Source organism: Paucibacter soli (assembly GCF_037482845.1).
GTDB lineage: Bacteria > Pseudomonadota > Gammaproteobacteria > Burkholderiales > Burkholderiaceae_C > Paucibacter_B > Paucibacter_B soli.
Genome location: NZ_JBBHJW010000004.1, coordinates 117040 through 142746, shown reverse-complemented (window position 1 = coordinate 142746; position 25707 = coordinate 117040). Strand labels below are relative to the sequence as shown.

The 25707-nt window shown below is 65.0% G+C and carries 31 protein-coding genes and 1 tRNA gene; 7 read left to right on the top strand and 25 right to left on the bottom strand.

Features of this window, described 5'->3' with window-relative positions; translation table 11 throughout:
• Positions 1 to 31 precede the first annotated feature (31 nt).
• A complete protein-coding gene (locus WG898_RS10550; protein WP_339602744.1) occupies positions 32 to 1213 on the top strand; it encodes a tyrosine-type recombinase/integrase in 1182 nt (393 codons plus the stop codon).
• Between the two features lie 436 nt (positions 1214 to 1649).
• Positions 1650 to 2372: a hypothetical protein gene (locus WG898_RS10545; protein ID WP_339602743.1), complete on the top strand. Its 723-nt coding sequence runs from the start codon at positions 1650 to 1652 to the stop codon at positions 2370 to 2372.
• A gap of 37 nt (positions 2373 to 2409) precedes the next feature.
• On the opposite strand, the gene WG898_RS10540 is transcribed toward WG898_RS10545, so the two are convergent.
• Positions 2410 to 3555 (bottom strand): spore germination YkwD domain-containing protein, encoded by a 1146-nt coding sequence (locus tag WG898_RS10540; RefSeq protein ID WP_339602742.1) that lies wholly within the window; start codon positions 3553 to 3555, stop codon positions 2410 to 2412.
• A 290-nt stretch (positions 3556 to 3845) separates the two neighbouring features.
• Here WG898_RS10540 and WG898_RS10535 point away from each other — a divergent pair, with 290 nt between their 5' ends.
• Positions 3846 to 4559, top strand: a complete 714-nt coding sequence (locus WG898_RS10535; protein ID WP_339602741.1) for a helix-turn-helix transcriptional regulator — start codon at positions 3846 to 3848, stop codon at positions 4557 to 4559.
• Between the two features lie 41 nt (positions 4560 to 4600).
• Here WG898_RS10535 and WG898_RS10530 read toward each other — a convergent pair whose 3' ends face one another.
• From WG898_RS10530 to WG898_RS10515, 4 genes are all read right to left on the bottom strand, one after another.
• Positions 4601 to 4825, bottom strand: a complete 225-nt coding sequence (locus WG898_RS10530; protein ID WP_339602740.1) for a hypothetical protein — start codon at positions 4823 to 4825, stop codon at positions 4601 to 4603.
• Between the two features lie 34 nt (positions 4826 to 4859).
• Entirely contained in the window at positions 4860 to 5126 is a 267-nt protein-coding gene (locus WG898_RS10525) for a hypothetical protein (RefSeq protein WP_339602739.1), read from the bottom strand.
• Positions 5127 to 5756: 630 nt separating this feature from the next.
• On the bottom strand, positions 5757 to 6695 hold the full coding sequence (locus tag WG898_RS10520) for a hypothetical protein (RefSeq protein WP_339602738.1): 939 nt from the start codon (positions 6693 to 6695) through the stop codon (positions 5757 to 5759).
• Between the two features lie 341 nt (positions 6696 to 7036).
• A complete protein-coding gene (locus WG898_RS10515; RefSeq protein WP_339602737.1) occupies positions 7037 to 7519 on the bottom strand; it encodes a hypothetical protein in 483 nt (160 codons plus the stop codon).
• A 412-nt stretch (positions 7520 to 7931) separates the two neighbouring features.
• Between WG898_RS10515 and WG898_RS10510 the strand changes: the two genes are divergently transcribed.
• A complete protein-coding gene (locus WG898_RS10510) occupies positions 7932 to 8063 on the top strand; it encodes a hypothetical protein (protein WP_339602736.1) in 132 nt (43 codons plus the stop codon).
• A gap of 191 nt (positions 8064 to 8254) precedes the next feature.
• Here the strand turns inward: WG898_RS10510 and mobC are convergent, their stop codons facing one another.
• The 10 genes from mobC to petA form a co-directional block, all read right to left on the bottom strand.
• Positions 8255 to 8548 carry a plasmid mobilization relaxosome protein MobC gene (gene mobC, locus WG898_RS10505; protein WP_339602735.1) on the bottom strand — a complete coding sequence of 98 codons (294 nt, stop codon included), beginning with the start codon at positions 8546 to 8548 and terminating at the stop codon, positions 8255 to 8257.
• 870 nt (positions 8549 to 9418) lie between these two features.
• Positions 9419 to 9778 (bottom strand): hypothetical protein, encoded by a 360-nt coding sequence (locus WG898_RS10500; protein WP_339602734.1) that lies wholly within the window; start codon positions 9776 to 9778, stop codon positions 9419 to 9421.
• Positions 9775 to 10023: a hypothetical protein gene (locus WG898_RS10495; RefSeq protein ID WP_339602733.1), complete on the bottom strand. Its 249-nt coding sequence runs from the start codon at positions 10021 to 10023 to the stop codon at positions 9775 to 9777. Before WG898_RS10495 ends, WG898_RS10500 begins: the two co-directional genes overlap by 4 nt.
• Entirely contained in the window at positions 10020 to 10334 is a 315-nt protein-coding gene (locus tag WG898_RS10490) for a hypothetical protein (protein ID WP_339602732.1), read from the bottom strand. The genes WG898_RS10495 and WG898_RS10490 overlap by 4 nt, the downstream gene beginning before the upstream one ends.
• A gap of 912 nt (positions 10335 to 11246) precedes the next feature.
• A tRNA-Thr gene (locus WG898_RS10485) sits at positions 11247 to 11322 on the bottom strand.
• Positions 11323 to 11369: 47 nt separating this feature from the next.
• Entirely contained in the window at positions 11370 to 11939 is a 570-nt protein-coding gene (locus WG898_RS10480) for a ClpXP protease specificity-enhancing factor (protein ID WP_339602731.1), read from the bottom strand.
• Between the two features lie 22 nt (positions 11940 to 11961).
• Entirely contained in the window at positions 11962 to 12579 is a 618-nt protein-coding gene (locus WG898_RS10475) for a glutathione S-transferase N-terminal domain-containing protein (protein ID WP_195793978.1), read from the bottom strand.
• A gap of 141 nt (positions 12580 to 12720) precedes the next feature.
• The gene (locus WG898_RS10470; RefSeq protein ID WP_339602730.1) at positions 12721 to 13491 is read right to left on the bottom strand and encodes a cytochrome c1; all 771 of its coding nucleotides are present in this window, start codon (positions 13489 to 13491) and stop codon (positions 12721 to 12723) included.
• Between the two features lie 25 nt (positions 13492 to 13516).
• Complete coding sequence (locus tag WG898_RS10465) at positions 13517 to 14917, bottom strand: cytochrome b (protein ID WP_339602729.1); 1401 nt, start codon at positions 14915 to 14917, stop codon at positions 13517 to 13519.
• 25 nt (positions 14918 to 14942) lie between these two features.
• Positions 14943 to 15539 (bottom strand): ubiquinol-cytochrome c reductase iron-sulfur subunit, encoded by a 597-nt coding sequence (gene petA, locus WG898_RS10460; RefSeq protein WP_339602728.1) that lies wholly within the window; start codon positions 15537 to 15539, stop codon positions 14943 to 14945.
• A 225-nt stretch (positions 15540 to 15764) separates the two neighbouring features.
• On the opposite strand from petA, the gene mscL reads away from it, so the two are divergent.
• Together mscL and WG898_RS10450 are read left to right on the top strand one after the other, a co-directional pair.
• On the top strand, positions 15765 to 16214 hold the full coding sequence (mscL, locus tag WG898_RS10455; RefSeq protein ID WP_339602727.1) for a large conductance mechanosensitive channel protein MscL: 450 nt from the start codon (positions 15765 to 15767) through the stop codon (positions 16212 to 16214).
• Positions 16215 to 16350: 136 nt separating this feature from the next.
• Entirely contained in the window at positions 16351 to 18756 is a 2406-nt protein-coding gene (locus WG898_RS10450) for a DUF1631 family protein (protein WP_339602726.1), read from the top strand.
• On the opposite strand, the gene pdxA is transcribed toward WG898_RS10450, so the two are convergent.
• Positions 18745 to 19767: a 4-hydroxythreonine-4-phosphate dehydrogenase PdxA gene (pdxA, locus tag WG898_RS10445; RefSeq protein ID WP_339602725.1), complete on the bottom strand. Its 1023-nt coding sequence runs from the start codon at positions 19765 to 19767 to the stop codon at positions 18745 to 18747. The two genes, WG898_RS10450 and pdxA, sit on opposite strands and share 12 nt — an antisense overlap.
• The gene (locus WG898_RS10440; protein ID WP_339602724.1) at positions 19764 to 20516 is read right to left on the bottom strand and encodes a Nif3-like dinuclear metal center hexameric protein; all 753 of its coding nucleotides are present in this window, start codon (positions 20514 to 20516) and stop codon (positions 19764 to 19766) included. Before WG898_RS10440 ends, pdxA begins: the two co-directional genes overlap by 4 nt.
• A 15-nt stretch (positions 20517 to 20531) precedes the next feature.
• On the opposite strand from WG898_RS10440, the gene WG898_RS10435 reads away from it, so the two are divergent.
• Entirely contained in the window at positions 20532 to 21665 is a 1134-nt protein-coding gene (locus WG898_RS10435) for a S1C family serine protease (protein WP_339602723.1), read from the top strand.
• Position 21666: 1 nt separating this feature from the next.
• On the opposite strand, the gene tatC is transcribed toward WG898_RS10435, so the two are convergent.
• From tatC to WG898_RS10395, 8 genes are all read right to left on the bottom strand, one after another.
• A complete protein-coding gene (gene tatC / locus WG898_RS10430; RefSeq protein ID WP_339602722.1) occupies positions 21667 to 22458 on the bottom strand; it encodes a twin-arginine translocase subunit TatC in 792 nt (263 codons plus the stop codon).
• Positions 22455 to 22925 carry a Sec-independent protein translocase protein TatB gene (gene tatB / locus WG898_RS10425; protein WP_339602721.1) on the bottom strand — a complete coding sequence of 157 codons (471 nt, stop codon included), beginning with the start codon at positions 22923 to 22925 and terminating at the stop codon, positions 22455 to 22457. Before tatB ends, tatC begins: the two co-directional genes overlap by 4 nt.
• Positions 22922 to 23155 carry a Sec-independent protein translocase subunit TatA gene (tatA, locus tag WG898_RS10420; protein WP_339602720.1) on the bottom strand — a complete coding sequence of 78 codons (234 nt, stop codon included), beginning with the start codon at positions 23153 to 23155 and terminating at the stop codon, positions 22922 to 22924. Before tatA ends, tatB begins: the two co-directional genes overlap by 4 nt.
• 65 nt (positions 23156 to 23220) lie before the next feature.
• Positions 23221 to 23568: a histidine triad nucleotide-binding protein gene (locus WG898_RS10415; protein ID WP_339602719.1), complete on the bottom strand. Its 348-nt coding sequence runs from the start codon at positions 23566 to 23568 to the stop codon at positions 23221 to 23223.
• Positions 23569 to 23588: 20 nt separating this feature from the next.
• A complete protein-coding gene (locus tag WG898_RS10410) occupies positions 23589 to 23924 on the bottom strand; it encodes a phosphoribosyl-ATP diphosphatase (protein WP_339602718.1) in 336 nt (111 codons plus the stop codon).
• The gene (hisI, locus tag WG898_RS10405) at positions 23921 to 24325 is read right to left on the bottom strand and encodes a phosphoribosyl-AMP cyclohydrolase (RefSeq protein WP_339602717.1); all 405 of its coding nucleotides are present in this window, start codon (positions 24323 to 24325) and stop codon (positions 23921 to 23923) included. The genes WG898_RS10410 and hisI overlap by 4 nt, the downstream gene beginning before the upstream one ends.
• Positions 24326 to 24334: 9 nt before the next feature.
• Positions 24335 to 24775, bottom strand: a complete 441-nt coding sequence (locus WG898_RS10400; RefSeq protein WP_339602716.1) for an NUDIX domain-containing protein — start codon at positions 24773 to 24775, stop codon at positions 24335 to 24337.
• Complete coding sequence (locus WG898_RS10395) at positions 24768 to 25700, bottom strand: ATP-binding protein (RefSeq protein WP_339602715.1); 933 nt, start codon at positions 25698 to 25700, stop codon at positions 24768 to 24770. Before WG898_RS10395 ends, WG898_RS10400 begins: the two co-directional genes overlap by 8 nt.
• Positions 25701 to 25707: the final 7 nt, after the last annotated feature.

The following is a 25707-nucleotide window of genomic DNA, read 5'->3' as shown; positions in this document are numbered from 1 at the left end:
AATTTGGGCCACAAGATAAGAAGGGTGGGACATGGCACGCATTGAAAAGCGCGGGGATCTGCAGTGGCGCGCACGCGTGCGGCGCGATGGCATCGAAGAGTCCCGGACGTTCTTGACGAAGGCTGACGCGGTCGCCTGGGCGCAGGAGACTGAGCTTGCCATCAGCCGCGGCCAGTGGCGCGACACAAGCGCGGCTGAGAAGCCGTTCGCCGAAGTCGCCAAGCGCTACCTCGAAGAAGTCACATGCTTGAAGCGTTCGGCAAAATCGGAGGAGTACCGAATCAAGACGCTGATTGCCGCCCCTGAGCTGCGTCGGCCCATAGGAACAATACAGGCCGCCCACGTGGCGGCCTTCCGCGACCGGCGCGCAAAGGAGCCGGCCAAAGTGCCTGGCAAGAGTGTCCATGCAGACAAGACGGCGCCGAGTCGGAAGGTTTCAGCCCAAACCGTCATTCACGAATTGAACACCCTGAGCGCGATCTTTGAGCACGCCCGCGGGGAGTGGTCCATTCCCTTGACCGAAAACCCGGTAAGCGCCACGCGCAAGCCGGTGCGAGCCAAGCCGCGAGAGCGGCGCATTAGCCCTGTCGAACTAGGCTACCTGCAGCGCGCGGGCGCCGCGAGCCTCGGGATGCGAGAGATCATCAGTCTTGCCATTGAGACCACGATGCGGCTGGGTGAATTGCTGTCCCTCCGTTGGGCGGCTGTCGATCTTCAGAAGCGCACGGCGCACCTGACCGAGACCAAGAACGGCGAGTCCCGAACCGTCGCCCTGTCGACTGCTGCAGTAGCCATCCTGAAAGACCTCAAGGCAGCAAGTACAACTCTCCAGGTTGTCCACCAGGCTGGCGAAGACAGGCCAGCGAAGGCGTCGTCGCAGGCGCCGCAGGCTCTAGCGCTGTTCAGGATGCGCAAGGAGGGCCGCGTCTTTCAATGGTCGCGGTCCGACTCGTTTGAGAAGGCTTGGAAGCGATGCCTGGAGCGCGCCCGCGCGCTTTACCAGACTGACTGCGCAGCAGCAGGCACGAAGCCCGATGCCAGGGTGCTGGCCGATCTTCCGTTTCACACGACACGCCACGAGGGCACGTCGAGATTGTTCGAACGGGGCCTCAACCCATTCGAGGTAGCGAGCATGACGGGGCACAAAAGCATGCAGATGCTCAAGCGGTATACACACGTTGAGGCGGAAAAGCTGGCGACGAAGCTAGGGTAGAGTAGGAAAACGCATATCAGACCGGATCCGAAATTGCCCACTGCACCCGAAAAGCTGGCGGCCATCGTCGCGAACCTGTCCAAAGCTTCTGGGCTCCCGTCTGGCGCGATCTCCATTCGAGAAAACGATAACGGGAGCTTCACCATCGTCATCCAGGGCAAGGAGTTCACGGGGACACTAGAGCACGTTTACGCGTTGGCGATGACGAGGGCTCAGCAGATTGCTGCCGCTAGGTCTAACGACCAAGATGCGGAACCCGAGCGGCCTCGGATGCGACCGCGATAAGCCCAATGCACTGCGAGCAGCCCTCCCCCTCTGTCGAACAAATCGCCAGTCTCCGGCGCTTCATCGATGCTCATGCTGAGTCATTGGCATGGCGTGCAGTGACTTGAAGAGCACGCAGCATCCAGCTTGTGAAGCTTCCTGAGGACTCACCGTGGCCAGCAAGCGTTTCAAGGGCAAGCTCTGCGTGTATTGTTCGTCACGCCCATCAACAACGGGCGATCACGTGTTCGCCCGTCAGTTCTTTATGGAATCGGCGCGCCAGAATTTGCCCCAGGCTCCTGCTTGCGAAACTTGCAACAACGAGAAGAGCAAGCTTGAACACTACTTGGCCACGGTGCTGCCATTCGGCGGGCGCCATGTGCAGGCAGCCGAAACGCTGACAACTCTCGTACCCGGCCGCCTCGCCAAAAACCTCAACCTCGCACGGGACCTAAATGCTGGTCGGGGTCATGTTTGGCACATGGAGAACGGCGTGATGCGGCTAGCCATGGTGATTCCCATCGATAGCGAGCAAGCAACTTCACTATTCGGCATGATCGCCAGGGCATTGGCATCCTTGCACTTCGGCGTAACGTTGCTGCCCGAGCACGCGAGCGGGGCAATCTTCCTTTCCAGCACGGGCCAGGAGTACTACTCGCGCGTCTTCGCCATGAACGCTGCTCGTCGCGTGCATTGCGATTTGGGCCGCGGCGCAGTCCGCTATATGGGAGCCCAGTCTCCCACGACACCCGAGCTGACGGTCTGGCGCATGAAGTTCTATGGCGGCATCTCGATGTCCGGCGACCCTCGCATTCCCGGCGGGGTCTCCTCTGAGATTGGTGCGGCAACTGGATCTCGGCATGCCGTCGACATCCTGACGGACCAGGACAAATAGGCTTTCCTCTATCTGTAACTCGTGCAGTACCAGATACTCAGCGCTTGACCAGGTAGTTTTGAACCAGGGATCCCCAGGTCTTGCCGGTCGTGAAGGTGAAGCTGCGAGTGTGCTCCACACCATCAATGCTCACCACGGCGGTCACCGCATAGGCCGTGTCCGACTGTAGTGGCTGATGAGGGATCAGGAACGCCTTGCCGCTGCCAAGACGCTTGTTCGGATCGTTGTCTTTGGTCAGTACCAAGAGGTTGCCCGTTGCCGTCGAGAACGTAGTGCCTCCCGTGGTAGGCGTCACCGAGGCTGACTTCACAACCATGTCCGGGCCTACAGTCGGGACTTGCAGCCAGATGGGGGTGCCGACAGGGAACTTCAGGCCGAGCGCCGAGACGGGATCGGGGGCTTCGCCAGTAAATTCAGGCGGGACATCGCTGGACCCCTGGCAAGGGAACTGCTTGAATTGGCGGGCGTCTTGCTCGTAGCCGTTCACGCCGTGGTCAATGACGATCGAATTGAACTTCGAGTCAGCGAAGCGACTTGCGCCAATCACGGCGCCGATGCCGACTTCACGAGCCGTGTTCATTACGGTCGCCATATGGTAGACAGATCCGACAAGGCCCCGGGCCGTGTACATGCCGGCACCAGCGTCCGAGATGCTGTCCGCAATGGGGAACCAGCTGAAAGTGGCCACTTCACCTGCAGTCTGGCCCAGATAGCCGGCAGACTTGGCTCGATCGCTGTTGGACACGCCGGAGAATCCTGAGAGCCCATTGATCTCATAGTGAGGGTTGGCGGCGTAAGCTGCCATTTCGGATGCCACTTTCTCGCGGTTCACTACATAGCCGGCATGATTCGCCGCCGCCGCGTCAAGCGCAGCGTTCTGAGACAGCAGGCCCAATCCGCACTGGGCGCGCTGGCGGTTCACATAGTTGAAATACTCCAACTGTGCCGAGCCGACAGCGTAGGTGGGCGTGGGCACGCTGGTTTGAATGGCCAGTTCGGCCTGGGTCGGTCCGGTCTTGGTGCAGGCGTTGGTGGTCGACACCGAGAGCGCACCCGCGATGGAGCAGCTGGCGGCCACCGTGCCGCTGTAGCCTTGCGTGTTGGTGGTGACGGTCAGGCTCGTGCCGGACTTCAGAGCGGGGATGGAGTAGCCGCAAGCATCCACGGTCTGGACCTTGGCCACACAGTCAGCGGGGGCAGGTGCCGGCGTGGGAGCCGGTGCAGGCGCGGGGGCCGGCGATCCGCCACCACCGCCGCCGCAGGCGGACAAGACTGCGACGGCTGACATACTGGCAAAAAGCGGGATGCTGCGGCTCAGGCGCGACGAGTGAACGGTCATGAAGGGTCCTGAAGAGTCGTTGAAATGAGGAGGGCGTGGCCCGAGCGCGCCTTGTGCTGGCTCATGACCGCCATACCGGCCAGTCTGCAAGAATGCTGGCCACCACATAACTACCCAGGGGGGTAGCTGCGCCGATGAAATATTCCGACTACCTGGACGTCAGCCAGGCGCCCGACATCGAGAGTTTCAGAACGCAAGTTCTGCGCTTTGCCAATTACCTTGACTTCGGCCTGATGTCGGCGATCCTGCTTCTGGAGCAAGTGGATAAACCGCCAACGAGTGCTAGCGTGGACAACGTACCGGCAGCTTGGGCCGAGGCATTTCACAGCGTTGAGGACGGGCAGCGGGATCCCGTGCTTCAGTGGGTGCAGAAACGCAGTACGCCGATCGCCTACGATTCCCAGACCTATGCGGACGCGGCTGCCGGAGATCTGTGGGAGCAGCAGGCCGCCTATGGCTACCGTACGGGGGTGGCCACGGCCGTGTCTTTGCCGCACGGATGGCGCTTTCTTCTTGGCTTTGACCGCGAACAGGCGCTGCCTGCAGCCGAGCAGCGTCGGTTGCGACTGCTCGCTGATCTGCAACTGCTGGCCACTCACGCCCAGGAGGCGGCCATGCGCTTGTTGCTCCCGGCGAAGCGGGCGACGGCCCAGATCCCGGACTTGAGCGAGCGGGAACGCGAGGTGCTGCGATGGATTCGCGACGGCAAGTCCCGCTGGGCCATCGGGCAGATCCTTGGCGTCAGCGAAAACACCGTCAAGTTTCATCTTGGCAACGCGATGCGAAAACTGGAGGCCGGCAGCGGCCAGGCTGCTGCACTTCGCGCGATGACCTTCAAGCTCATTTGAGCAGTGCCGTCCTGGCTTCTTGAAGTCGAGGCGGCCGGCGCTCATGAGTGTCTCCGGGTAACAACTGCTCGGCGCAGCGCCCTGGCACCGCAGAGACAAGCACGCAACGTGAAGGCCAACAGTTGCCAGGCGGCGACTACAGCGATGATCACGAGCAGCGCCTGCAAGCGGACAAGCGCGGCCAGCAGGCCGCTTTGTCCGGTGGACGAAAAGGCCATCAGGCAGTGGCGGCGAAACGCCGTGGGGTCCTTGGTGCCGGGTCGCATACGTTTCTCCTGGCGCGTTCGCGCTGTTGTCGAGTTAGCAAAAAGGCCTGCCCGCGATCGACGCAAGCGCTACCCGGCTCGTGTACTTGCTGAAAACGTATTGACGGGCTGCTGCGTTGGGTGCGTCGGCCAAGAGTGACACCAGCTCGCCGCGCGGGCAGCTGTCAAGGTCCGTGTCGTCGAGCCGGGCATAAAACTTGGGCTCAGTGGTGGCCAGGGTTTGCAGCTCGGTCAGCGCTTCTTGAACGATCTGCATCTCGTGCGCGCACGCTGCTGCAGCTGTGGCGGTCATGGTGTTCATCCTTGTCACTCCTTGTGATCGGGCCTCGGCCCTGTGTTGAAAAGAAAATGTTGCTTCCCTAGATTCAGAGCCGAGTCGGTGTGCGTTCACCGTGGCTACCTCGACCGTTCAAGTACTGCTACTGCTTCCCTGAGTTCCTCGCCGTGCGACCAAAAGAGTCCGGCTTGGCCGGTGGACAGGGTCGCCCGCAGGGCCGCGTGTAGGCCGCAGCCCGCGCAGCGAAGCGAGCCGGAACGGGCGGCGCGCCTTGTCCACCGGCCAAGCCGGACTACGGTCGCTGAAAAGGCGCAGGACTCAGCGAAGTGGCGGAACGATCAAGGCAGGCGCGGCGAATCAGGGCCAATAGCGCGCAGAGCGGCGGGCCCGCAGCGCCGTCAGCGGCGCATCCTTGGGCCGCTGGCCCACGGACCGATGCATTCGCAGTCGCAACTTGCGTCTGCGGGCTGTTTGGGGACGCCCCAGCGGCGGGGCGGGCCGAAGGCCGGCCCCAGGAGCGCGGCAAGGCGGCCTGGAGGGCGCTGGCCACAGGCCAGCGGTCCGCAGGACCGAGCGCAACTGCGCGACGCTGGAACGGGCGTCCGGTGCTGGCAAAAGGCCGGCATGCCTCAGTGCAATGCGGTCCACAAAGCTTCAGCCCTTGAGCCCGCGGTCACGGTCGCCGCCTTCGTCATCACCGCCCTCGACGTCGGCCTTGAACTGCTCCTGGGCCTCTCGCCGGTCGCGCGCGATCATCTGCTCGACCAATGCCTTCCGTTGCTCGACCGGCACGTGAAGCCCTCGAGATGCAGCAGCATCGAAGACGACCTCGGCCCGCTCGAGCTCAGTCGGAAACTTCATGTGCGACCTGCGCATGGCGTACTCGATCGCGACCGGCACAGCAACCCGAAGGGCGGGCAGCCAAGCGGAGAACTTCTCGTTGTCGCCAGTCAACAGGCCCGCAATCCGGTTGACGATGGCCACGTCAACGCGAGCACCGCGGGCGGCCGACGCGTTCGAACGCTTCAGGGCGGTGTATTCGTCGCGAGCGGCAAGCTCAGCACGCTGCTCAACGCGGGCGGCACCTTCGAGGTCCAAGGCCTCGAGGATCGACGCCTTCACGTCGGCGTCTGCCTGGCCCTTGTCAGCATCGGTGGCGAGGATGTCCACACCAAACAGCCAAGCCACCAGGCGGCGGATAAGGCTGACCAGCAAAAGGGCGAGGCCGCCTTGTCCCGCGAATCGGTCGCCGGCTCGCTCCTCCTCGTCCACCGCGACAATCTCAGCCCAAGCCTCCCGCCGCATAGCGTCCAGCTGCCGCGGAGTGGCGGCTCGCAGCGTCGCAGCCAATTCTGTCGCGGCGGCCTGGCCGGTGAGTTGCTGAGCCAGTTCGAAATGGCCCGCACGTTGAGCGGCTTCCGCGCTGGTGAGGTCCTTCTGCGCCTTGTCACGCCAGGCCTGCGCTTGCGCCAGTCGCTCTGGATAGTCCAGCGGTACAGGTTCGCCAAGCAACTGCGCGATCACACGGCTGCTGGGCCTGTGACGTTGCTGGTCTGGCTTGTTGTCCTCACCGGGGACGAGGATTTCACTCATGGTTGCTCTTTCGTCGGTTGGGTTGGTCAGTCGGGAAGTTGTTCGTGGAGCTGGTCGCAGTCCAGGTAGGTGGTAGGGTCTGCGGGGCTGTACGACATCGCGTGAACGACCCGGCAGTACGCCGCGGGGCCCTGCGGCGTAAGCCACCAGAGCGAGGCGGGACATGTGCTGCAACACGTCACGGGCCGCTGATCGGCCGGCATGGTGGCGATCACTGGCCGCAGCGGCCGCACGCCTGCGGGCGGCCAGCTGGGCCACGCTGAGGGGGTATCGTTCGCCGCCTCGGCCAGGGCCGCGGCGAGCAACGTCGAAATTTGGGTTGGGTGATTCACATCGTCCCTTTACCTGGATGGCGTTGGAGAGGGGGCCGGCCGGCAGTACTGCCGGCCGGCCGGGCTGGCGCAGAAGCGCGTCTGGATGGCCGGGAGCTCGCGCCGCGCTTGAGCGGCCTCGGCGTTGGCCTGGCGAACCGTCAGCCAAGCCCAGCTCGCCGCGCCGGTCAGAGTCAGCAGCGACAAGCACAGCGCCGCGAACAGCGGCAACATGAGCAAACGCTTGACCTGACGAAGCGTCGTGCGGTGCAACGCGGTCAGATCCTTGACCAGTAGCGCCGTCGTTTCGGCCGAGATCTGTCGCAGCCGTTCCTGGTTGGCCGCCATAGCGTTCTCGGTTGTAAAGAGCACGGCGCTCGATATGACGCTCAAGCTCGATACGTGCTGCTTCAGCAGCTGCTGGGTTTCTGCGGTCAGCGCGGCAAGCTGTTGGACCTGCAAGCGTTCTGCCTGCTGCAGGCGGTGCGAGAGCGCTTCGGTCAAGGCTTTCATTGAAGAGCAGGCCCTTCAGCCTGATTGGTTTGGAACCTGGTTCGACCCGGATCGAGACATAGTCCTTGCCCTGCCTCGTCACCGCGCCTAGCTTCGCGAGCGCTGCGACGACGCCGGTGCGTGAGCACTCGGTTTGACCTGAAGCAATCTGGCCAAGGACGTAGTCAGCGAGCGCCTTGCGAGGGTTGTCCCCGGCGGAGACGGCAAGGCCGTCGCGCTGGCGGTCAGCAGCAACGACAGCCCAACGGCCGGTCTGCGCGACGCGAGCGAGCGAAGGATCAACCGGCGAGGACCAGCCATACTTGTGATTCAGGTAGTCGCGTAGCTGGTCGTGGCCGGTTGCCTGCCAGCCTGGCGGCGCGACGTTGTATGACCTGCCGTCAAGCAGACGGCGGGGGACGATGATGTGGATGTGGCACCCATCGCGGTCGTCGCGATGGAGCACGGCCAGGTATGTGAACAGATCGCGGCTGATGTCTGGAAACGCCAAGCGCTCCCAACTCTGCAGCGCTTCGAGGATCTGATCGTCTGTGGGCTGATCTGACGGCGCCCATGCGATCAGCGCTGAGCGGTACTTGAGCTTCGCTGACGACGATTCGGCCAATGCTGCCACCTGGCGCCAGTTGCCGGCCAGCACCTCGACCGCACTCCGCTCGCGGCCTTTGTGGTCGAGGGAGTCGAGCACGTACCTGCAGGCCTTGATACAACTGCCGGCGCCGTGCCTGCCGTAGGAAATCAACACACGCCCTCGCGATGTAGCAGCTCATCGAGGTGGCGCTCAATCTGAAAAAGCGTCTGCAGGACGTCGGCCTTGCTACCTGCAATGGCCGCGCCGTTCGCTTGGTGCGCAAGCTGGTTTAGCAGCGTGCCGGCCCTGCCGATCTGAAACAGCAACGCAGGGTCTGCCGTGCGATGCAACCGCTTGGGCTGACGGGCGCCGGTCAAGCGGGCGCGCTCGGGGTCCACCGCTTGACGCAGCCAGTCGGATCGCGACATGCCCGCGCGCGCGGCCTCGCTGTCCCATGCCATCGCTACGCTTCTCGGCACTCGAGCGCTGTAAACGATCGAGTTCGACTTGGTCAGTGCTGCTGGGTGATCGGCGGGGAGTCGCATGTTGTACTGAGCGGGAGCGGGGATCGAAGGGGCTGCAGGCCTCTCGCAAGCCCCATGTCAAAGCACCCTTCGGGTGTGTAGACATGGGTCGGCTTGCCGGCCTGCTTTAGATGAACGAACTCTGAGTCCTGTTGCCCTTTTGAAGAACGGACAAAGGATGGACAAAGGACGGTCAGGTGCAGTCCATGGCTGCGCGCCTTGACTCGCTACTGCCGGAGTCACCGCTCACGCTAAGGGCCCTCGACATGCGGCTCAGTCCGCATGTCCGCCGAGCATTGCACGAGTCGCTGCAATCGCCTGAACTCGATCAGTCGCAGTAAGAGAGGCTGCGCTTCATCAAAATTTTTCGCGCCCAATCTCTTTCAGACGCTTCCCCCGCCAAATGACCGCTGAAGGGCTGCTCCTGATGCTCAGCGATTGGGGCAACTCGACGGCCGCTGTCGCGTCCTGCAATGTTCCGATGGTCTTGAGGAAGGCAGCCGGCCTGTCGGCCGTGTTTCACGGCGCGATGGTCCAGACAAGGCCGACAGGCCCCTCCCCTGTCAAAACTTGACCACCTGCAGGTCGCGACAGCGACCGTCGCGGAGGCCCAACGAGGTAGTGACCGCCCACAGCTCACACCGGCGACATGTGCTGGGGGGAAAGGGGGCGGCGAGGCCCCCAGCGGGGCAAGGGCGGCAGCCCAGATGCTCTTTCGTACTGCTAGGTGAGCTTGCTTATCCGCTGAGATTCACCCGGTGTAGTTCATCCGTTGATTTCCACCAGATCGATTTCCACGATGCCCGCTTAGGAGAAGTAGCGCTCCAGGTCTACCTCAAGGACCCACTCGAGCTGCTGATAGCCCCTGGATTCTCGCGTGTGCCGCATCACGCCGGCGGCGATCAGTTCTCGCCGGATGCGCCGCCATCCCCAGTCTGTGACCTTGAGTCTGCCGCAGATATCTGAAACAAGCGGCGTCCAGTTGGCTGGGCGGCCAGCCAGGTAAGCCAGCACGAGCCTTGCATCCAGCGACAGCGCACCGTCGACCAGGATCGAATCCGGCACGATTGAGTAGTTGGCCGTCGGCCGCTTGATTTTGATTGCCCCGCTTCCCCGCACCTGCGGCTTTTTGCGGCCATGTCTGCCGCTGCTGGTTGGGGAGTTCATCGTCGCCCCCGGGCTGCACGCTGCTGCGCGTTCGCCTCTGATTCGGCCTGAATGTCGTACTGCTCCACCCAGTCAACGAGACCTTTGAGGTGCAGCCGCTCGGCTTCGGGAAGCGCTTGCAGCTCCCGCAGCACTGCGGCCGGATACGACTCACCGGGTTGAACAATGATCCGGCGCTTTCGCGACTGCAGAAATCTGCCGGCGGTGACGAGCCTCTGCGCTGCGCGGTTGGACATGCCGCTCATGCAGCCTCCATTTGCGGCCGCAGTTCACCCATCAGCTCTAGGCAGCGCGTGACGCAGTGCACCCGTCCCATGGCTCGCATGAGCTTCTCCAGCTCGCGCAAATCGACACGCAGTTGGTTGCCACGGCCTGCGCGGGCAGCGGGCAGAACGCAAGGCCAAGGGTTGGAGGGAACAGAAGCGCCCGCTTGTTCCGCTACCGCGCACCGTCGCCTCCAACGCTGCAGCGTCTTCTTGACCGCTTCCTCGGTCACATGAATAGCGCGGCGTTCGCAGGCAAGCGCCAAGGTGGTGGTCAGATCAATGCCGCTCATGACTGCACCTCCGCGCCAGCACCTGCGGCTTGGCGCCTTGCCTGCTCGACTTTGGTTGGCCTGCCGCGCCGAGGACGCCCCATGAGGGCGGCCCGCTCATGCTCCTGCAGCCACGCAAGAACCGTAGATTCAAGCCATAGCGCGCCGCGTGCACCACGGATCCGGATTGGCGGCGGCAGCCGGTGCGGTGCTCGGCTAAGGTCTGCCTGCACAGAAGATGCAGTCTTTCCCAGCACCAACCCCAGCCCGTGGCTGTCAAGGGTTCTGATGGTTGGCGTGGGCAGTGCGCAGCGCGCATGCTTTGAGTAGGAATGGGTGGGTGTTGGCACAGCAGCACACCTCCTTCAGTAAGGATGGTGTGCCCATGCGCCAGGATTCCGAGGTTGGATCAGTACTGCGACGCGACGCTGGGCATTTCTGCATCAGCGCGCGCCCTGCCAACCAAGTGGACGCGACCAGTTTTACTAGTCATACCCTTGCCCATCTGTCACGGCAGAGCCGCGAGGCCACGGCTTGGTGGCCAACCCTTTCTTTTTGCAACCTGGTACTTGAATACGCACCAAGCCGACATAGCTTCACACAGCCTTGGGCCATGTTCTACTGGGTCCCGGCCGATCTACCCTCCGCCCGGCTATCGGCATTACTACCGCGCCATCGGGCTATCTGCCTAACTACCCCCCCCTGGACACGATACGAAGGGTAGTGGAGTCCTCAATCGACGTAAATATCTTCGCACAGGACCGCTCAATTCCAAACAGGTCTCAGTTTTCAGGCCTAAGCGCATCAGACGCTTTCCTAAAAGCTATCAACTCTGGGCCAAATTTGGGCCAACTGACTGGCCCAAATTTGGAAAGCGCAAGCAATCAAAAGAAAACGGGATCAAGCGTATGCGCTTGATCCCGTTAAGTTTTTTGGTGCCGGCTATCGGATTCGAACTGATGACCTACCGCTTACAAGGCGGTTGCTCTACCAACTGAGCTAAGCCGGCACGGCTTCTTCTTCAAGAGCTGCGCATTCTAGACGCAAATGCAGGCGTCACTTGACGCGCTTGAGCGAGGGCCGTCCACCGCCCGGGCCGGTCGGCGTGTCGTCGCCATCGCTACCCTGATCCTTGGCGGGCTCGGACGGTGCAGCGGCGGGCGCCTCCGGCTCGGCCTGGCCCGCCAGGCGCAGGCCGCGCAGCGGCGTGACCGGGCGCGGGCTGGGCGCTGCCGAGCCCGGTGCCGCCGGCGTAGCCACGGCGTTAGGCTCCTCGGGCGTGGGCGCCGGGAAGGCCATGCCCTGCCCGTTCTCGCGCGCATAGATGGCCACCACGTGATCGACCGGCACATGGATCTCGCGCGCCACCCCGCCGAAGCGGGCCTTGAACTGGATGAACTCGTTCCCCAGGTCCAGGCTGCTGGTGGCCTCGAAGCCCACGTTCAGCACGATCTCGTTGTTGCTGACGTACTCCATCGGCACCTGCACATGGCGATCCACATGCACCGCGATATAGGGCGTGAAGCCGTTGTCGGTGCACCAGTCGTGCAAGGCCCTGATCAGATAGGGCCGGGTCGACGTGCTGGGCGTGCCGGCGGTCGAACCGCCATCAGAGTTTTGATCCATGCTGCGGGGCTTCGTCGTCTGCTTACTTGCGCATGACCTTTTCGGACGGCGTCAGCGCCTCGATATAGGCCGGGCGCGAGAAGATGCGCTCCGCGTACTTCAAGAGCGGCAGGGCGTTCTTCGACATGTCGATGCCGTAATAGTCCAGGCGCCACAGCAGCGGCGCGATGGCCACGTCGAGCATCGAGAAATCGTCGCCCAGCATGTACTTGTTCTTCAGGAAGATGGGCGCCAGCTGGGTGAGGCGATCGCGGATCTGCGAGCGCGCCTTCTCGAGCTGCTTGTCGGTCGCCTTGACGGCTTGCGAGCGGCCTTCCAGCACGTTCACATGCGCGAACAGCTCCTTCTCGAAGTTGAGCAGGAACAGGCGCACGCGCGCACGCGCCACCGGGTCGCCAGGCATCAGCTGCGGATGCGGGAAGCGCTCGTCGATGTACTCGTTGATGATGTGCGACTCGTACAGGATGAGGTCGCGCTCGACGAGGATGGGCACCTCGTTGTACGGGTTCATCAAGGCGATGTCTTCGGGCTTGGCGAACAAGTCCACATCGCGGATTTCGAAGTCCATGCCCTTCTCGAACAGCACAAAGCGGCAGCGGTGCGAGTAGGGGCAAGTGGTTCCAGAATAAAGCACCATCATGGCGGCGGACTCCTGAAGTTCAGGTCTAGGACAGTTTTCATGCCCGGGCGGCGGGCCCGATCACAAAAGGCAAACGCAGTGGGTGCCCGAGGGCGCCCCACTGCGTACTGGGCCCGGCGGATGCCGGGCCTCACATGCTGCTTATTTCACGTCTTTCCAGAAAGACGCATTCAGACGCCATGCGAACAAGGTGAGCACGGCCAGGAACAGCAGCACCATCACGCCGAGGCGGAAGCGCTGCGCCTGGGCGGGCTCGCCCATCCACTGCAGATAGGCCACCAGATCACCCACGGCCTCGTCGTACTGGCGCGGGCTCAGGGTGCCGGGCGTGAGCTGCTCGTAGCCCTTGAAGACATGCACCTTCTTGCTCGCGTCGTGCGGATCGGCGGCTTCCTCGAACTTGGCGGCACGCTGGCCCTGCAATTCCCACAGCACATGCGGCATGGCCACGCTGGGGAAGGCCATATTGTTCCAGCCGGTGGCCTTGGTCTCGTCGCGGTAGAAGGTCCGCATATAGGTGTAGAGGTAGTCTGCACCCGAGCCCTTGGCGCCATCGGCACGCGAACGTGCGATCACGGTCAGGTCAGGCGGCAGCGCGCCGAACCATTCCTTGGCCTGCTTGGGGTCCAGCGACACCTTCATGGTCTCGCCCACCTTCTCCGACGCGAACAGCAGATTGCTCTTGATCTGCGCTTCGGTCAGGCCCAGGTCGCGCAAGCGGTTGTAGCGCATGAAGGCCGCCGCATGGCAGTTCAGGCAGTAGTTGACGAAGATCTTGGCGCCGTTCTGCAGCGCCGCCACGTCCGTCATCTTTTCCTTGGGGAACTTGTCCCACTCGATGCCGCCCGCGGAGGCATGAGCGCCACTCACAAGGCTCAGGCCCAGCAGCAGCGTAGCGATGATTTTTTTCATATCGTTCGACTCCGGTGCTGTTGGCTCAGTGAGGGTGGAAGGTCACGCGCTCGGGCACCGCCTTGGGCGTGCCCAGCTTGCTCCACCAGGGCATCAGCAGGAAGAAGCCGAAGTAGAACAGCGTGCCGATCTGTGCGATCAGGGTGCCGATGTCGGTCGGCGGCTGAATGCCCAGATAGCCCAGCACCAGGAAGAACACCACGAACACGCCGTACATGGTCTTGTGCCAGTCGGGGCGATAGCGGATCGACTTGACCGGGCTGTGATCCAGCCAGGGCAGGAAGAACAGAATCACCACCGCGCCGCCCATCACCACCACGCCCCAGAACTTGGCGTCGAAGGTCTTGAGCAGGAAGATGGCCACGGCGGCGATCACCAGCGTGGCGATCTTGCCCTTGCCGGAGAAGTTGCCCTTCAGCACCGTCAGCACCGCACCCAGGCCCACCACGCCAGCCAGCACGTTCACCATCGGATCGGTGGTGGCGCGCAGCATCGAGTAGAAGGGCGTGAAGTACCACACCGGCGCGATGTGCGCGGGTGTCTTGAGCGGATCGGCCGGGATGAAGTTGTTGTACTCCAGGAAATAGCCGCCCAGCTCGGGTGCGAAGAAGATGATGGCGGTGAACACCATCAGGAACAGGCACACGCCATACACATCGTGTACGGTGTAGTAGGGATGGAAAGGAATGCCGTCCAGCGGGCGGCCCTGCGCATCCTTCTTGGCCTTGATCTCGACGCCGTCCGGGTTGTTGGAACCCACCTCATGCAGCGCGATGATGTGCGCCACCACCAGGCCCAGCAGCACCAGCGGCACCGCGATGACGTGGAAGCTGAAGAAGCGGTTCAGCGTGGCGTCGCCCACCACATAGTCGCCACGGATCAGCAGCGCTAGGTCCGGACCGACGAAGGGCACGGCAGCGAACAGGTTCACGATCACCTGGGCGCCCCAGTAGGACATCTGGCCCCAGGGCAGCAGATAACCCATGAAGGCCTCGGCCATCAGGCACAGGAAGATGCCGCAACCGAAGATCCAGACCAGCTCGCGCGGCTTGCGGTAGGAGCCATAGATCAGGCCGCGGAACATGTGCAGATACACCACCACGAAGAACGCCGAAGCGCCGGTGGAGTGCATATAGCGGATCAGCCAGCCCCAGGGCACATCGCGCATGATGTACTCGACCGAGCCGAAGGCCAGGGCCGCGTCGGGCTTGTAGTGCATCACCAGGAAGATGCCGGTGACGATCTGGATCACCAGCACCAGCATCGCCAGCGAGCCGAAGATGTACCACCAGTTGAAGTTCTTCGGAGCGTAGTACTCCGACATATGCTCCTTGTACATCTTGGTGGCCGGGAACCGGTTGTCCACCCAGGTCATGAGCTGCTCGCCCATGGATGCGCCTGCGGGAGCTTCTTTGAATTCAGCCATATTGATTGACCTCTGTGCTCTAGCGTCAGGCAGCCTTGTCCTCACCAATCAGCAGCTTGGTGTCGGACAGGTACATATGGGGCGGCACTTCGAGATTGTCGGGCGCCGGCTTGTTCTTGAACACGCGGCCCGCCAGGTCGAAGGTCGAGCCATGGCAGGGGCACAGGAAGCCGCCGGTCCAGTCGTCGGGCAGCGAGGGCTGGGCACCGGCCTGGAACTTGTCGCTCGGCGAGCAACCCAGGTGCGAGCAGATGCCCACCACCACCAGGAACTCGGGCTTGATCGAGCGCGCCGGGTTCTTGGCGTACTCGGGCGTCGGATAGGCGGTGCGGGCCGACATCGGGTCGGCCAGCTGCGCGTCGTTCTTCTTGAGCGCTTCGAGCTGCTCGGGCGTGCGGCGGACGATCCACACCGGCTTGCCGCGCCATTCGACGGTCAATTTTTCGCCGGGCTTGACGGCGCTGATATCGACTTCAACGGCAGCACCAGCGGCCTTGGCACGCTCGGAGGGCGAAAAAGTACTGACAAAGGGCACGGCGGTGGCGACGCCGCCAACGGCACCGGCGCAACCGGTGGCAATCAGCCAGGTGCGCTTGCCTTGGTCCACTTGCTGGTCACTCATGTGGGTCCTCAATGGAGACTTCTGATCAGGGGCAACCGGGGATTCTAACGGACGCCGTCAAGCCCCCGAGCCGGCTTTGAGCCGGGCGAGCGCAAAAACCCTTGAGCGACGAGCGCGCCAGGCATGATCTGACCCCTGGTTTGGCCTAACGCGCGCGCGCCTCAAACAAGCACAATAGCGACCATCCAAGCAACCCGGCCAGCACGGCCAAACCAGGAGTCATCGATGGGTTTCATGAGCGAATTCAGGGAGTTTGCCGTCAAGGGCAATGTGGTGGACCTGGCGGTGGGCGTGATCATCGGCGGCGCCTTCGGCAAGATCGTCGACTCGGTGGTGAAGGACCTGATCATGCCCCTGGTCGGCAAGGTGGTCGGCGGCCTGGACTTCTCCAACTACTTCGTCATGCTCAGCAGCCCACCGGCGGACTTCAAGGGCCCGATGACCTATGAGGCGCTCACCAAGGCGGGCGTGCCACTGTTCGCCTATGGCAGCTTCCTCACCGTGCTGCTGAACTTCCTGATACTGGCCTTCATCATTTTCCTGATGATCAAGCAGATCAACCGCCTCAAGCGCAACGACGCCCCGGCGCCCGCGCCGGTGGAGGCGCCGGTGACGCCGGAAGACATCGTGCTGTTGCGCGAAATTCGCGATTCGCTCAAGCGTGACAAAGCGTAAGGCAGGCCCGATCCGTCAGGTATTGCGCACCGCCTGTGCGCCATGCGCAGCGGGCGGCATTGCCACCCCGGGAATGGCGCGATACTTGCTGGCATAGCTTGTGGCTTGAAACCCACAGCGAGGTCCCTAACCCGCCATGAACCCGCCCGAACTCCGACTCAACCCGCACCTGGAAGCCGCGCTGCAGCGTGTACGCACGGCCGCCGAGCAGGCCGCCGAACGGGCGGCCGAAGGGCTGGGCATGGCCGCACTTTCGGCGGGTCAGGCCAAACGGCGCGACGCGCTGCTGGCGGCGCAGTTCCTGTTCCGCAAGCAGCAGGCGCTGTTTGCCAACGGCTTCTACCAGTCGCTGCGCGGCCAGCTGGCGTCGAGCACCGCGCCGGCCACCGCCAGGGTGCCCGAGCCCGCGTCCAAGGCCAGCGGCAAGGACTGGGGTGAACTCTCGCTGATGGACGACGACCAGGTCAACGCCATGGTCGCGGCCGACCGCATCGGCCTGGCGATCGGCCACCAGAGCGAGTGGGAGCTGCGCGAGGTCGAGTCCTATATCGGCAATCTCGCACCGGCTTCCGAGCGCCCCGAGGACCGCAACCCACTGCGTCCCCAGGTGATCGCCCAGGCCCTGCTGGACGGCATTCAGGCCGTCAGCGACGACAGCGAAACGCGCCAGATCCTGTCCGACGAGCTGACGCGCTCGCTGGCGCAGGAGATGCGCGCCTGCTATGCCGACATCGCCGAACTGCTGCGCAGCCGCGGCCTGCGCCCGCAGGACCTGCGCGTGCGTGGCACCGCGTCCGCGCGCGCGCCCGGCGCCGCCGGCGGCATGGCGCCCCCCGAGGCCGGCAACAGCGCCTATGGCGACTTGGCGATGCCGCGCGGCGGCCTGCCCCGCATGCCCGCCGGCTGGGCCGGCCGCGGCATGGCCGGCGCGGGCGCCATCGGCGAGGTCGATCCGCGCATGATGGATCTGCTTCGGCGTTTGGCGCATATGCCGGCAATGGCCGCGTCGGGCTCGCCGCAAGGCGACAGCGCTTACGGACAGTCCGGCCATTACGGCAGCGCCGACGGCGTACCCGGCCGCGGCCGCATGACCGGCTGGGACGAGGACTACGGCGAACCCGGCTGGGCCGGCCAGCTGCCGCCCAATCTGATCCATGCGCATCGCGAGGAACTGCGCGAGGCGGCCAGCGGCAAGCTCGACCACATGGTGATCGACGTGGTCGGCAGCCTGTTCGACCAGATTCTTTCCGACCCCAAGGTGCCGCCGCAGATGGCGCGCCAGATCGCGCGCCTGCAACTGCCGGTGCTGCGCGCGGCGCTGGGCGACAACAGCTTCTTCTCCTCGCGCAAGCACCCGGTGCGGCGCTTCGTCAACCGCATCGCCTCGCTGGCCTGCGCCTACGACGATTTCTCCGAAGACCCGGGCAAGGCCTTCCTGGCCCTGGTGCGCGAACTGGTGCAGGAAGTCGCCAACGGCGATTTCGACCGCATGGATCTCTATGAGACCAAGCTGGACGCGCTGGAGCGCTTCATCGGCGAACAGACCAGCGCGGCGCTGCAGGCGCAGGGCAATGCGACCGAATTGCTGGAGCGCAAGGAAACCGATCTGCGCCTGCAGCAGCGCTATATGCAGCAGCTGCAGGCGGCCTTGGCGCCCGTCGGCATGCCGGATTTCCTGCGCGCCTTCCTGGCGCAGATCTGGAGCCAGGCCATCGTGCTGGCGGCGCGCGACCCCAAGTCGCCGCCGGAGCGCGCCGAACGCTACCGCCAGTTCGGCCGCGACATCGTGCTGAGCGTGCAGCCCAAGGCCGGCTCGACGCAGCGACAGGCCTTCCTGGCCTCGCTGCCCAAGCTGATGACCACGCTCAACGAGGGGCTGGACCTGATCCGCTGGCCGGAGGCCGCGCGCAAGCAGTTCTTCGGCGAACTGCTGCCGGCACATGCCGATTCGCTCAAGGGGCAAGCCCTGACCCCGCTGGAATACAACCTGCTGGCAAAGCAGCTGGAGGGCGTGTTTGCCTGCGCCCCGCCGAGCGAGAAAGACCTGCCCGCCGGCGGCGCCATCACCGTGCCGGCCGAGCTCGACATGGGCAGCCGGCTGAGCGCCGACGAGGCCAAGAGCCTGGGCCTGGTGAACGAGGCCGCGGTGGACTGGAACGGCCAGGTCGACATCGACCTGGGTGCCGAAGAGGCGCCGCTGCAGTCGGTAGACATCAGCATCGACGGCCTGCCCGCCGTCGAGGGCGAGGCCGAGCCCAGCTCGGGAGGCCTCTTGATCGACCATCTGCAGCTCGGCTTCGCCTACCAGATGCACACCGGCGAGCAATGGCACAAGGTGCGCCTGGCCCATATCAGCGCCGGCCGCAGCTTCTTCATCTTCACCCAGGGCCACAAGCACCAGGAAACCGTCACCATGACGGCGCGCATGCTGCGCAAGCTGTGCGAGTCCGGCCGCCTGCGCGCCTTCGAGAACGCCTACCTGATCGAGCGCGCCACCGCGCGGGCCCGCAAGCAGCTGGCCGCCCTCAATTCACGCCACTGAGTCACTGCTGCTGAGCCGGCGCGCCATGCGCAGCGCAGCCAGCAGACTGGACGGGTCGGCGCGGCCACTGCCGGCAATGTCGAAGGCCGTGCCATGGTCCGGGCTGGTGCGCACAAAGGGTAGGCCCAGGGTGACGTTGACGCCCTGCTCCACCCCCAGGTATTTCACCGGGATCAGGCCATGGTCGTGCGTCATCGCCACCACCGCGTCGAACTCGCCGGGGTGGCCCGGCGCGTTGCGGGCGCGCATGAAGACGGTGTCGGGCGCATAAGGTCCGCTGGCCGCGATGCCCTCGGCGCGGGCGTCGGCGATGGCGGGCGCGATGTGCAGGATCTCCTCGTCGCCGAACAGCCCACCCTCGCCCGCATGCGGGTTCAGGCCCGCCACCGCGATGCGCGGCGCGGCGATGCCGCAGGCACGCAGCGCGGCGTCGGTGATGCCAATGGTCTCCAGCACGCGCGCACGGCTGATCAGCTCGATCGCCGCGCGCAGCGACACATGGATAGTCACCAGCACGGTGCGCAGCTCCTCGTTGGCCAGCATCATGCGCACCGGCGCCAGCCGGCCGTTGATCGCCGCCAGCGCCTGCAGCATCTCGGTGTGGCCCGGGTAGGGCGAGCCGGCGGCGTGCAGGGCCTCCTTGTGGATGGGCGCCGTCACCAGCGCGCGGCCCTGGCCGGACTGGATGGCGCGCACCGCGGACGTGATGCACAGCGCCGCGGCAGCGCCGGCGCGCGCATCGACGCGGCCGACGGCACAGTCCAGCAACCCAACGGGCAGACCGGGCGGCTGCCACACCGGCAGCGCGCCGGGCGGTGCGGCCTCGTCGGGCGCGCTCAGGCTGGCCAGCGGCACGGCCACGCCCGCCCAGGCCAGCGCGCGCCGCAGCACGCCCACATCGCCGACCACGCAAATGTCCCGCGCATGCTCGCGCGCCCAGGCCTTGGCAATGATCTCGGGGCCGATGCCGCAGGCATCGCCCATGGTGAGAAGCAGCGGCTTTTTGTTCATGCTGGGTTGGCGATGTCGATGAACTGCTGCGCCAGGCCCAGCTTGGCGGCCAGGCGCTCGCCCAGGGCCTGCACGCCATAGCGCTCGGTGGCATGGTGGCCGGCGGCGATGAAGGCCACGCCGGTCTCGGCGGCGATATGCGCCTGCGGCTCGGACAGCTCGCCGGTGAGGAAGACATCCGCGCCGGCGGCGATGGCAGCCTCGAAATAGCCTTGCGCGCCGCCGGTACACCAGCCCACGCGGCGCAGCGGCCGGCCGTCGCCGGCCAGCACCGTGGGCGCACGCCCCAGCACCGCCTGCACATGGGCTTGCAAAAGGGTCAGGTCTTGCTGGCCGGCGGGCAGCTCGCCCGCAAAGCCCAGCTCCTGCTCGCCGAAGCGCGCATCCGCCTGCCAGCCCAGGCGCAGGCCCAGCTGGGCGTTGTTGCCAAGCTCGGCATGCGCGTCCAGCGGCAGGTGGTAGGCGAACAGGCTGATGTCGGCCGCCAGCAGGCGCGCCAGGCGCTGCTTCATCCAGCCGGTCACGCGCCCATCCTGGCCACGCCAGAACAGGCCATGGTGGACCAGGATGGCATCGGCCCGGGCCGCGATGGCGGCATCGATCAACGCCAGGCTGGCGGTGACGCCGCAGACGATGCGGCCGATCTCGTCGCGGCCCTCGACCTGCAGGCCGTTCGGCCCATAATCCTTGAAGCGGCCCGGCTCCAGCCAGTTGCCGATTGTGCGTTCGATGTCGGTGCGTTGCGCCATGGCTTGGGGGTCGGTTTGAAAAGGACTTGGTTGCTATTCTCCCAGGCCACGACGGTGACCCTGGCCGCGTACTTCGTGGTCGGCACACTGAAACCGCAATGGCTGCATTCCGCGGCGCCGCTGCCGGCAGCCGCACCCGCGGCCTCCAGCCCCACGCGCATCGGCTATGCGCAGGCGGCGCGGCTGGCCACGCCCGCGGTGGTGAGCATCACCGCCAGCAAACCGCCGGCACGCAGTGCGCGCGGCGAGGCTCCCTGGCACCCCTTCCCGCTGAACCGGCGCGGCGCGGGCCGACCCCAGGTGGGCCTGGGCTCGGGCGTGATCGTGTCGGAGCAGGGCTATCTGCTCACCAACAACCATGTGGTGGCCGGCGCTTCCGACATCGAGGTGCTGCTCAGCGACGGCCGCGAGGCGCGCGCCGAGCTGGTGGGCACCGATCCCGAGACCGATCTGGCGGTGCTGCGCATCCGGCTGCCCGGCTTGCCGGTGATACGGCTGGGCCGGGCCGAGACCCTGCAGGTGGGCGATGTGGTGCTGGCGATCGGCAACCCCTTCAACGTCGGCCAGACGGTCACCTCGGGCATCGTCAGCGCGCTGGGGCGCAGCCAGCTGGGCATCAACACCTTCGAGAACTTCATCCAGACCGATGCCGCCATCAACCCCGGCAATTCGGGCGGCGCGCTGGTGGATGCCGAGGGCCAGTTGGTGGGCATCAACACGGCGATCTTCTCGCGCAGCGGTGGCAGCCTGGGCATAGGTTTCGCCATCCCCATCAGCACCGCCAGCCAGGTGCTCGATGCCCTGGTGAAGGACGGCCAGGTGGCGCGCGGCTGGATCGGCGTGCAGACGCGCGAACTCACGCCCGAGATGGTCGAGGCCTTCAAGCTCAGTACCAAGCAGGGCGTGCTGGTGAGCGGCGTAGTGGGCAAGAGCCCGGCGGCCGCGGCGGGCGTGAAGCCCGGCGACGTGGTCACCGGCGTGGCCGGCAAGCCGGTGCTGAGCCCGGCCGAGCTGCTCAGCGCGGCGGCGGCGCTCAAGCCCGGCAGCCAGGTGCTGCTGGCGCTGCAGCGCGGCAGCGAAAGCCTGGAGCTCAAGCTGCTGGTGGGTCAGCGCCCCAAGCCCCAACCGCTGTCAGAAGAGCCCGAGTGAATTAAGAGCCGGGGACTTCCCGCTCTTCATCGGGCACCTTGGAGTAGCGCACAAAGATGCCGGCGGCCCAGATGCCAGCCTCGTAAAGCAGACACATGGGAATCGCCAGCGCCAGCTGCGAGACGATGTCCGGCGGCGTGATCACGGCAGCGATGATGAAGGCCAGCACGATGAAGTAGCCGCGGAATTCGCGCAGCTTGTCCACGCTCACCAGGCCCATGCGCGCCAGCACCACCACCACCACCGGCACCTCGAAGGCGGCACCGAAGGCGATGAACATCGACAGCACGAAGCTCAGATAGGCCTCGATATCGGGCGCGGCGGTGATGCTCTTGGGCGCAAAGCTCTGGATGAACTTGAACACCTGGCCGAACACGAAGAAATAACAGAAGGCCACGCCGACGATGAAGAGCAGCGTGCTCGACACCACCAGCGGCAGTACCAGGCGTTTTTCATGCGTGTACAGGCCCGGCGCCACAAAGGCCCAGATCTGGTACAGCACCACTGGCAGGGCCAGCAGGAAGCCGGCCATCAGGGTGATCTTGAGCGGCACCAGAAAGGGCGAGATCACATTGGTGGCGATCAGCGTCGAGCCCGGCGGCAGGTGCGCCACCAGGGGTGCGGCCAGCATGTCGTAGAGCCCGGCCGGGCCGGGATAGATGCACAGCGCGCCGAAGCACAAGGCAATCGCGATCACCGCGCGTATCAGGCGGTCGCGCAACTCGATCAGGTGCGAGACGAAGGGCTGTTCGGTACCGGCGAGTTCGTCTTCTTGGGGGCTGTTGCTGCTCATGCTGCTCTGCGGGGCGGGCGAAAGCGCGCCACGCGGGCGGCGCCGGATTGGGCATGACGGCGCACGCCCTGGCGCTGCTTGTACCAGATCGGCGTGGCGCCGCGCTTCACACGCCAGTTCTTCTTCGGCGGCTTGTAGCTGGCAACGCTGCCATAACTGCCTTCCAGCGAGGTCTGCCCGCTCACCTCGCCCCAGGTCTGCTCAAAGGCCTGGTTGGCCGAGTTGATTTCGCTTTGCACGTTCTGCTCGACCTCGCGCGCCGCGTCCTCGAACTGGCCCTTCATCTTCTTGAGCTCCTCGAGCTCGATCGAGCGACTCACCTCGGCCTTGACATCCGCCACATAGCGCTGCGCCTTGCCCAGCAGATGGCCCACGGTGCGGGCCACGCGCGGCAGACGCTCGGGCCCGATCACGATCAGCGCCACCGCGCCGATCAGGGCCAGCTTGTCAAAACCGAAATCGATCACTGGCGGGTCTTGGCTTCAACGTCGACCGTGTTGGCGTCCGCCACCTTGCTGTTGCTGGTGACCTGCTGGGGCGGCGCGTCGGAAGTGCTGCTGCCGTCCTTCATGCCGTCCTTGAAACCCTTCACTGCGGCACCGAGGTCAGAGCCCACGTTCTTGAGCTTCTTGGTGCCGAAGATCAGCACCACCACGGCCAGCACGATGAGCCAGTGCCAAATGCTGAACGAACCCATATGTCTTCTCCTGGAAACGAAGCCACCATTCTAGGCGGCGTGCAATGACATGACCTTGAACCAGCTTAGCCCTTGAGCCAGGGCCGCGGCCCGCCCATGGCGTGCATGTGCAGGTGGTAGACCTCCTGCCCACCGTCCGCGCCGGTGTTGATGACGGTGCGAAAGCCGTTCGTCACCCCCAGCTCCTTCATCAGGCGCGGCACCAGCGTGTTCATATGACCCAAGAGGGCCGCATGCTCGGGGCCCACCTCCACCAAGCTGGGGATGTGCAGCTTGGGAATCAAGAGGATGTGCACCGGCGCCCAGGGGTGGATGTCGTGAAACACCAGCAGCTGCTCGTCCTCGAAGACCTTCTTGGACGGAATCTGACCGGCAACAATCTTGCAAAAAATGCAGTTGGCGTCGTGCGACATAGGCGAATAAAGGAGAGGTTTCAGGAATGCGGGCGCTGGGCAAATTCTTCCAGGCCCGACAGGCCTTCGCGCCGCGCCAGCTCGGCCAGCACCTGCTCGGGGCGCAGGCCCTGGGCCGAGAGCGCCACCATCGAGTGGAACCAGAGGTCGGCCACCTCGTAGACGAGCTTCTGCGCATCGCCGTCCTTGGCGGCCAGCACCACCTCGGTGGCCTCCTCGCCGATCTTCTTCAGGATCGCGTCGCCACCCTTGTGGAAAAGCTTGGCCACATAGCTGGTGGCGGGGTCGCCGCCGGCCTCGGGCCGGCGCGAGTCGATCACGTCGGCCAGGCGGCTGAGGATGTCGTTGCCGTTCATCTTGCTTGCTGAGCCGCGTAAATGCTGGCCGGATCCTTGAGCACCGGCTCAACGCTCTGCCAGACGCCGTTCTCCAGGCGCTGGTAGAAGCAGGAATGGCGGCCGGTGTGGCAGGCTATGCCAGGTTCATGCCCCAGCTGCGTGATCTTCAGCAGCACCACATCGCTGTCGCAGTCCAGGCGGATCTCGTGCACCTGCTGCACATGGCCGGACTCCTCGCCCTTGTGCCAGAGGCGCGCGCGCGAGCGGCTCCAGTACACCGCCTGGCCCTTGGCGATGGTGAGCGCCAGGGCCTCACGGTTCATCCAGGCGAACATGACAACGTCGCCGCTGTCGCGCTCCTGGGCGATCACCGGCACCAGGCCGTCGCGATCCCACTTGACTTGATCCAGGCAATTCATGCCCGCAGTTTAGCCGGCATGGGTATCTCCCAGATGGCCACGCTCCGCGGCGAACCACTGCAGCACCGGCACCGTGCCCGGCAGCACCGGCTGCACCTGCACCGGCAGGCTTTGCCAGGCCATGGCCTGCTGCTCGCGCATCTCGAACTCGCCCCGCCAGTCGTAGACCTTGCAGAAATGCAGGCGCACGCGCGCATGCGGGTAGTCCATCAGCTCCACTTTCCAGGGGTGGGCGGCGCCGATCTGGATGCCCAGCTCCTCGTGCAGCTCGCGCTGCAGCGCCTGCTCGACGCTTTCGCCGGCCTCCAGCTTGCCGCCCGGGAATTCCCAGTAGCCCGCATAGACCTTGCCCACCGGGCGCGAGGTGAGCAAAAAGCGCCCTTCCCGGCCCTGCGCATCGCGCTCCACCAGCACGCCCACGGCCACATCCACCGGCACGCGCTCAGACATGGTCCAGGCCCTCGGGCGGAGCGGCATCGCTGGCGCGGGTGGCGGCGGGCAGGGCCTCGGCGCGCCCGGCCAGATCGCGCGCAAACTGGTAGGCCACCCGGCCCGAGCGCGAGCCGCGTTCCAGCGCCCACACCAGCGAGGGCTGGCGCGCCGCCTCGATCTGGCCCTCATCCAGGCCGAAATGGCTGAGCCATTGCGCCACGATGGCCAGGTATTCCTGCTGGCTGAAGGGGTAGAAGCTGACCCACAGGCCGAAGCGCTCGGACAGCGAGATTTTTTCCTCCACCGCCTCGCCTGGGTGGACCTCGACATTCCCGTCTCGCTCGGTGTGCGAATAGCCGAGGTTGTCGCGCATTTGCTCGGGTAGCAGGTGGCGGCGGTTGCTGGTGGCGTAGATCAGCACGTTATCGCTGCCAGCGGCGATCGAGCCATCCAGCATGGACTTGAGCGCCTTGTAGCCGAGCTCGCCCTCGTCGAAGCTCAGGTCGTCGCAGAAGATCACGAAGCGTTCGGGCCGCTCGGCCACCAGATCCACCAGATCGGGCAGCTCCACCAGATCGGCCTTGTCCACCTCGATCAGGCGCAGGCCCTGGGGTGCGAATTCGTTCAGGCAGGCCTTGATCAGCGAGCTTTTTCCCGTGCCCTTGGCGCCCGTCAGCAGCACATTGTTGGCCGGGCGTCCCGCCACGAACTGCTCGGTATTGCGCAGCAGGCGCTGCTTCTGCGGTTCGACCTCCCTGAGGTCCGCAAGGCGGATGGCGGCCACATGCCGCACCGGCTCCAGCACCATGCGGCCGGCGCGCTTGCGCAGGCGAAAGGCCGTGGAGGCCTGCCAATCGGGGGCCGCAAGCGGCTGGGGCAGCACGGCTTCGAGCCGGCCAAGCAGCGCCTCGGCGCGTGCCATCAGGTGTTCAACTGCAGACATGTGCCGC

Bases quoted from the DNA above. Each gene is read 5' to 3' on its own strand.
- WG898_RS10475 (WP_195793978.1), bottom strand. From the start codon at position 12,579: ATGATGGTGCTTTATTCTGGAACCACTTGCCCCTACTCGCACCGCTGC.
- mscL (WP_339602727.1), top strand. From the start codon at position 15,765: ATGGGTTTCATGAGCGAATTCAGGGAGTTTGCCGTCAAGGGCAATGTG.
- WG898_RS10480 (WP_339602731.1), bottom strand. From the start codon at position 11,939: ATGGATCAAAACTCTGATGGCGGTTCGACCGCCGGCACGCCCAGCACG.
- WG898_RS10395 (WP_339602715.1), bottom strand. From the start codon at position 25,700: ATGTCTGCAGTTGAACACCTGATGGCACGCGCCGAGGCGCTGCTTGGC.
- mobC (WP_339602735.1), bottom strand. From the start codon at position 8,548: ATGGCATGGGACAGCGAGGCCGCGCGCGCGGGCATGTCGCGATCCGAC.
- WG898_RS10410 (WP_339602718.1), bottom strand. From the start codon at position 23,924: ATGAACGGCAACGACATCCTCAGCCGCCTGGCCGACGTGATCGACTCG.
- pdxA (WP_339602725.1), bottom strand. From the start codon at position 19,767: ATGAACAAAAAGCCGCTGCTTCTCACCATGGGCGATGCCTGCGGCATC.
- WG898_RS10530 (WP_339602740.1), bottom strand. From the start codon at position 4,825: ATGCGACCCGGCACCAAGGACCCCACGGCGTTTCGCCGCCACTGCCTG.
- WG898_RS10450 (WP_339602726.1), top strand. From the start codon at position 16,351: ATGAACCCGCCCGAACTCCGACTCAACCCGCACCTGGAAGCCGCGCTG.
- tatA (WP_339602720.1), bottom strand. From the start codon at position 23,155: ATGGGTTCGTTCAGCATTTGGCACTGGCTCATCGTGCTGGCCGTGGTG.
- hisI (WP_339602717.1), bottom strand. From the start codon at position 24,325: ATGAATTGCCTGGATCAAGTCAAGTGGGATCGCGACGGCCTGGTGCCG.
- WG898_RS10465 (WP_339602729.1), bottom strand. From the start codon at position 14,917: ATGGCTGAATTCAAAGAAGCTCCCGCAGGCGCATCCATGGGCGAGCAG.
- WG898_RS10495 (WP_339602733.1), bottom strand. From the start codon at position 10,023: ATGAGCGGCATGTCCAACCGCGCAGCGCAGAGGCTCGTCACCGCCGGC.
- WG898_RS10550 (WP_339602744.1), top strand. From the start codon at position 32: ATGGCACGCATTGAAAAGCGCGGGGATCTGCAGTGGCGCGCACGCGTG.
- WG898_RS10535 (WP_339602741.1), top strand. From the start codon at position 3,846: ATGAAATATTCCGACTACCTGGACGTCAGCCAGGCGCCCGACATCGAG.
- WG898_RS10515 (WP_339602737.1), bottom strand. From the start codon at position 7,519: ATGAAAGCCTTGACCGAAGCGCTCTCGCACCGCCTGCAGCAGGCAGAA.
- WG898_RS10520 (WP_339602738.1), bottom strand. From the start codon at position 6,695: ATGAGTGAAATCCTCGTCCCCGGTGAGGACAACAAGCCAGACCAGCAA.
- tatC (WP_339602722.1), bottom strand. From the start codon at position 22,458: ATGAGCAGCAACAGCCCCCAAGAAGACGAACTCGCCGGTACCGAACAG.
- WG898_RS10400 (WP_339602716.1), bottom strand. From the start codon at position 24,775: ATGTCTGAGCGCGTGCCGGTGGATGTGGCCGTGGGCGTGCTGGTGGAG.
- WG898_RS10470 (WP_339602730.1), bottom strand. From the start codon at position 13,491: ATGAAAAAAATCATCGCTACGCTGCTGCTGGGCCTGAGCCTTGTGAGT.
- WG898_RS10525 (WP_339602739.1), bottom strand. From the start codon at position 5,126: ATGAACACCATGACCGCCACAGCTGCAGCAGCGTGCGCGCACGAGATG.
- WG898_RS10490 (WP_339602732.1), bottom strand. From the start codon at position 10,334: ATGAGCGGCATTGATCTGACCACCACCTTGGCGCTTGCCTGCGAACGC.
- WG898_RS10415 (WP_339602719.1), bottom strand. From the start codon at position 23,568: ATGTCGCACGACGCCAACTGCATTTTTTGCAAGATTGTTGCCGGTCAG.
- WG898_RS10440 (WP_339602724.1), bottom strand. From the start codon at position 20,516: ATGGCGCAACGCACCGACATCGAACGCACAATCGGCAACTGGCTGGAG.
- WG898_RS10500 (WP_339602734.1), bottom strand. From the start codon at position 9,778: ATGAACTCCCCAACCAGCAGCGGCAGACATGGCCGCAAAAAGCCGCAG.
- petA (WP_339602728.1), bottom strand. From the start codon at position 15,539: ATGAGTGACCAGCAAGTGGACCAAGGCAAGCGCACCTGGCTGATTGCC.